The following is a 5,337-nucleotide window of genomic DNA, read 5'->3' as shown; positions in this document are numbered from 1 at the left end:
TTCCCCCTCCAATCTTACTCTCCGTCCCCTTTTTCACGCTCCCAGTCACTCTTCAACTGGCCGCAGGCGGCTTTGATGTCCTGCCCCTTGCTCTTGCGAAGGATGGCGGTGACGCCCTTGGACCAGAGGATTTTTTCGAACGCGAGGATGTCCGCCTCGGTGGGAGCCTTGTAGAGCTGAGTCTCCGAGGGGTTGTAGGCGATGAGGTTAAGCTTGCCCTTGACCCGGGAAACGAGCTTGGCGAGCTCGCGGGCGTGCTCGGGCTGATCGTTCACGCCGCCAAGCAGGAGATACTCGAAGGTGATGTGCTCGCGCGTCTTGAGCGGATAGCTTTCCAGCGTCGCCATAAGATCGTCGAGATGCCAATTCGCGGCTTTGGGCATGATCTTGGCGCGGAGCTCCTGATTGGGCGCGTGAAGCGAGACGGCAAGGAAGGCGAGGCCGCTGTCGCCGAGTTCTCGCAGGCCCGCCTTGATGCCGCAGGTCGAAACGGTAATGCGGCGGGGGGAGAAATCCATACCCTTGTCGTGGTTCAGCATCTCAAGGGCACGGGTGGTTTCGCGCAGGTTGAGCAGAGGCTCGCCCATGCCCATGAAGACGAGGTTGCGGATAATGGGGTGGTCGATGCGGTTGTCGCCGAGCCGCATACGGGCCACGAGAACCTGGCTCAGGATTTCCCCGGCGGTCATGTTGCGGATAAAGCCCATCGTGCCCGTGCTGCAAAACGTGCAGCCCATCGCGCAGCCGATCTGCGAAGACACGCACTGGGCGATCCGGACGGAACCGTCCTGCCCCGTGCTCGGGAGAATGACCGTCTCCACCAACGTGCCGTCCCGCAGCCGAAGCAGCAGTTTTTCCGTGCCGTCGGATGAGGTCTGCACTGTCACGATCTCGGGAAGCACGATTTCCGCGACTTCCGCAAGCTTGGCGCGGAGCTGCTTGGAAACGTCGGTCATGGCGTCGAATGAGGTAGCGTGCTTTTGCCAGATCCACTGCCAGACTTGCGCGGCCCGGAACTTAGGCTGGCCGAGATCCTCCACGATGAAGCGTTCAAGCTCGGGGAACGTCAGATTCAGAATGTCTATCATGCGCGTTGCGTGCTCTGCGGATAAGGTGAATAAAAAGCTTGGGAACAGCCCGGATCGCTATGCCGCCCCGACGGTATGCCGAAAGCCGTACCCGCTCCGGCCTGTGTAGGATGGGGCGGGAACTCCGCCGCCGCATATCCTTTTTTCGAATCTCGGGAAAGTCGGCAACAGGGCTTCGATAAACACGAAAGTCTTTGAAGTGGAGAGGGAGGGCGCGAGCCGCGTGGACAGGTTTGGGGAGGGGGAGGAGAAACGTGGGGGCCCCTTCTTTAGAAAGTTTCTCCTCCCCCTCCCCAACCTCAATCAATCATCAATCTGAATCGGACTACTTCAGCTTTGCCGCATAATTCTTGACGAAAGCGATGGCGGAATCGCGGTCGGTGACCTCTCCGGCGACCTGCGCCTTGAGAAGGGCTTCGCGGATGGTGCCCACGGCGGGTCCGGGAGGCAGGCTGGTGTACTCCATGATTTCGTTGCCGTTGAGGAGCGGTTCAAGCAACAGCTCGTCCGTCTCGGCGCGGGTGAGGTACTTGGAATTATGGTTGAAGTAGGTGTAGCTGCCGTCGCGGGCCTCAATATCGGCGCGGCACATGGCGATCAGGCGCTCGGTTTCGGGCAGGGCCTTGAAACGGCGGATGCCACGGTCGGTCAGCATGAAGTGGAACATCATGTGATGCCGCACGAGATGGCAGATAAGGTCAATGTCCTCGGACGTGAAGTGCAGGCGGCGCAGGATTTTGCGGGTTACGCCGGCGCCCACGCGGTGGTGCTGGTAGAATGTCCAGCGGCCGTTGAGGTGTTCGGCGGTGTAGAGCTTGCCCACATCGTGGAACATGGTGGCGAGGGTGCCGTACCAGTCCATGCTGAACCCTTCTTCGGGGTAGCGCTTCATGCACTCGATGGTGTGGTCAAACACGCTTTCGATGTCCCCGTCGTCGTTGCGCTCTTGTTTAATACAGGACAGGGCGGCGATTTCGGGCATGAGGCCGTGCAGAAGCTGGGCTTCAAAAAGGAGCTGCACGAACTTCCACATGGATTCGGCGGCGACCTTGCGCCATTCTTCCATGATTTCGCGGGCGGGCACGTAGTCGAGGATACGGTTGGCGGACTGGATGATGCTCACCCACGTGTGCGGGTTGACGGGCAAATCGAAGTTCGCGGCGTAGCGCAGGGCACGGATGGCGAGCAGGTAATTCTTGGCGAGCGTCTTGCTCGGCAGGCCCACCAGCTTGACGCTTCCGGCCTTGTCGAAGTCTTCGAACTCTTTAGCTTCAGGGTCGTTGGTGTTGGAGCTTTTGAGCTGGCCCTTGAGCTGGAGTTCGGCGAGGAGGCGCGCAAGGCGCGGCGTGATGCGGAGCTGGCTCATTTCCGGATGGGAGGCGTCCTCAACATCCGTACTATAGAAACGCAGGGTGACCCCGTTTTCCTGAAGCATGGCCATAGCGCCTTCTTCAGTGTAGGGGACGGCGTTGGGGAAAATTTTGAAGAGGGTTTCCGTATCGCAGGCACAGGCGATGTCCACGTCGAATACGCCGGTTTTTTCGAAGATCAGGCCCTGCAGCGGCGCATTGATGGCATAGGCGTCGTAGCCGTTGCGCATGATGGCCTTGCAGAGCGTGGTCCCGGTCTTGATTTTATCCATGAGGGTGGCTTGATCCATGAACTGTTCTCCTGTCTGTCGGATAGCGGCATAATGCCCATACAAGGGCGGGTTCCGTTTAAAAGCCGTCCTTCCCGTGGGCATCAGTATACTCTTTAAGTAGGGTTTTTGTCAGCCCCAAAGTCACAGTCGGACGCGGAAAAGTCAAGCTCTCTTCCGGAGATACCCTTCCCAGAAGGAGGGCCAGAGGCGCAGCAGCTCGCGCAGGGCCTTGGCCCTGTGGCTGCGGCTCATTTTTTCTTCCGGGGACATTTCGGCGGCGGTGAGGCCCAGCTCGGGATCGAGGAAAACGGGATCGTAGCCGAAGCCGTTTTTGCCGCGCGGGGAGCAGGCGACGCTGCCTTCCCATGTGCCGGGAGCGACGAGGGTTTCGCCTTCGGGCGTACAGACGGCGACGACGGTGCGGAAGCGCGCCGAACGGTTCCACAGCCGCACGGACGACAGGGCCGCGAGGAGCTTCATCGTATTGCGTTCGTCCTTGGTGGCGCCGGGCAGATCCGGCATGTCCTCGCTGTAGCGGGCGGAGTACACGCCGGGTGCGCCGTTGAGGGCATCCACCTCAAGTCCGGAATCGTCGGCAATGGCGACAAGGCCGGTGCGCTTGGAAACCTCACGGGCTTTGAGCAGGGCGTTTTCTTCAAAAGTGGTGCCCGTTTCCTCCACTTCGGGAAGATCGGGGAAGGCGTCCAGTCCGACGACGCGCAGGCCGAAGGCGCGCAGCGGCTCCGCCAGTTCGCGGACTTTGCCCTGATTGCGTGTGGCGAGGACGATGGTAACGGGTTCCGTATCGTGAGGCTGTTCGCTCATGGTCTGCTCCTTGCGCATTGCCGCTATATTGCGTACCACCAACGGGTCGTGCGGCGAACTCTCGCGCCGCGCAGTTTGCCGCCAATCCTATGCTCCGTCAACAGGTTGGGCGTTGCTTTTTGGGAAAGGGCGGGAACCCCGCCGCGGGGTATTCCTTCGTCCGGCCCCCCCCCGCAAATCGTTTCCTGACGCAAAGCCGCGCTGGAGGCCTCCGGCTGAGAGAAAAACATCCCATTGCCGCCCGCTCAAGGGGAATGATAAGAAGAGACATGGGATTCTTTCCCGGTAAAGGGAAAACGTTTATTAAGGTTGAGGTCGGAACCTCCCCCTTTTATATGAGTGCGTTTTGCTGTTTTTGAAGCTATACGACATCCCGCTGCTGTGCGGCAGCGTTGTCCTAGAATGAGGTGCGTCATGTCCGTTTCCCTGCGTTGTTATTCCACAAGCCTCGGCTGCCCGAAGAACCGGGTGGACACTGAGCGTCTTCTCGGTTCCCTTGGGGTGGCGCTGGTTCCCGTCGAGTCGCCGGATGAGGCCGAGCTTGTCTTCATCAATACCTGTGCCTTTATCCAGCCCGCCACGGAGGAATCCGTGCGGACGATTGCGCAGGCCATCGCCGACATCGAGGATCTGCCCAAGCGTCCGCTGCTGGCGGTCGCCGGGTGTCTCGTGGGGCGTTACCACGCGGAAGATCTGGCCCCTGAGCTGCCCGAAGTGGATCTCTGGCTGGACAACAGCGATCTGGAGGAGTGGCCCGCCATGCTCGCGCGGAAGCTCGGCCTTCCCGAACCCACGGTTCCGGGCCGTATCCTGAGCACCGGGCCGTCTTACGCATGGCTCAAGATCAGCGACGGCTGCCGCCATGCCTGTTCGTTCTGCGCCATTCCCAATATCCGGGGCGGGCACCGTTCCCACTGCAAGGATATGATTGTCCGCGAGGCCCGCGCCCTGCTGGATCAGGGGGTCAAGGAACTGAATCTCGTGGCGCAGGATCTCACGGAATGGGGCTGTGATCTCGACGGCAAGCAGGATCTCCGTACACTGCTCGACGGCCTCCTGCCATTGCCGGGCCTCGAACGCCTGCGCCTCATGTATCTTTACCCCGCCGGGATGACGCACGAGATGCTCAAGTATCTGCGCGAGGCGGGCAAGCCGTTCGTACCGTATTTTGACGTTCCTGTGCAGCATTCCCATCCGGACGTCCTGTCCCGTATGGGCCGCCCCTTTGCGCGCAATCCCCGCGAGGCCATTGACCGCATCCGTAACGTCTTCCCCGAAGCCGCCCTGCGCACGAGCATCATGGTCGGGTTCCCCGGCGAAACGGAGGCGCATTTCGAACATCTGCGCGAGTTCATCGAAGAGGTGCGTTTCCAGCATCTCGGGGTGTTCGCCTATCGTGCAGAAGAAGGGACGCCGGCCGCCGCCATGCCCGATCAGGTCGAAGACCGTGTGAAGGAGTGGCGCCGCGATTTGCTCATGGAAGCGCAGGCCGACATCAGCGCCGAGTGGCTTTCCCGGTTTGAAGGCGACCGCCTGTCCATCCTCGTGGATGCGCCCCATTCCGAGTGGCCCGGCCTGCACACCGGGCGCGCGTGGTTTCAGGCCCCCGAAATCGACGGTATGGTGTACATCAGCGGCCCCGGCGTCGAGCCCGGCGCACTCGTTGATGCCGACATCGTTGAGTGCCGCGATTATGATCTGGTCGCGCTTGCGTAGTTGGGAAGGAAAGGATTTGAAGATTGGGGAAGGGGAGGAGCCCCTTTTGGAAAAGGGGCTCCTCCC

At 60.8% G+C, this 5,337-nt stretch carries 4 protein-coding genes; 1 reads left to right on the top strand and 3 read right to left on the bottom strand.

What is annotated here, in order from left to right; all coding sequences use genetic code 11:
* Positions 1–14 precede the first annotated feature (14 nt).
* From rlmN to rdgB, 3 genes are all read right to left on the bottom strand, one after another.
* Entirely contained in the window at positions 15–1,088 is a 1,074-nt protein-coding gene (gene rlmN, locus HMPREF0178_RS07295) for a 23S rRNA (adenine(2503)-C(2))-methyltransferase RlmN (RefSeq protein WP_009368133.1), read from the bottom strand.
* A gap of 325 nt (positions 1,089–1,413) precedes the next feature.
* Complete coding sequence (locus tag HMPREF0178_RS07290; RefSeq protein WP_005027902.1) at positions 1,414–2,748, bottom strand: HD domain-containing protein; 1,335 nt, start codon at positions 2,746–2,748, stop codon at positions 1,414–1,416.
* Between the two features lie 144 nt (positions 2,749–2,892).
* Positions 2,893–3,555 carry an RdgB/HAM1 family non-canonical purine NTP pyrophosphatase gene (gene rdgB / locus HMPREF0178_RS07285; protein WP_009368132.1) on the bottom strand — a complete coding sequence of 221 codons (663 nt, stop codon included), beginning with the start codon at positions 3,553–3,555 and terminating at the stop codon, positions 2,893–2,895.
* A 414-nt stretch (positions 3,556–3,969) separates the two neighbouring features.
* Here rdgB and rimO point away from each other — a divergent pair, with 414 nt between their 5' ends.
* On the top strand, positions 3,970–5,271 hold the full coding sequence (rimO, locus tag HMPREF0178_RS07280) for a 30S ribosomal protein S12 methylthiotransferase RimO (protein WP_009368131.1): 1,302 nt from the start codon (positions 3,970–3,972) through the stop codon (positions 5,269–5,271).
* The last annotated feature ends 66 nt before the right edge of the window (positions 5,272–5,337 follow it).

This window comes from Bilophila sp. 4_1_30 (genome assembly GCF_000224655.1).
GTDB lineage: Bacteria > Desulfobacterota > Desulfovibrionia > Desulfovibrionales > Desulfovibrionaceae > Bilophila > Bilophila wadsworthia.
The sequence above is the reverse complement of the archived record's forward strand: the minus strand, read 5'-3'. Positions and strand labels throughout refer to the sequence as shown.

Coding starts and splice junctions, on each gene's coding strand:
- rimO (WP_009368131.1), top strand. CDS start 3,970: ATGTCCGTTTCCCTGCGTTGTTATTCCACAAGCCTCGGCTGCCCGAAG.
- HMPREF0178_RS07290 (WP_005027902.1), bottom strand. CDS start 2,748: ATGGATCAAGCCACCCTCATGGATAAAATCAAGACCGGGACCACGCTC.
- rdgB (WP_009368132.1), bottom strand. CDS start 3,555: ATGAGCGAACAGCCTCACGATACGGAACCCGTTACCATCGTCCTCGCC.
- rlmN (WP_009368133.1), bottom strand. CDS start 1,088: ATGATAGACATTCTGAATCTGACGTTCCCCGAGCTTGAACGCTTCATC.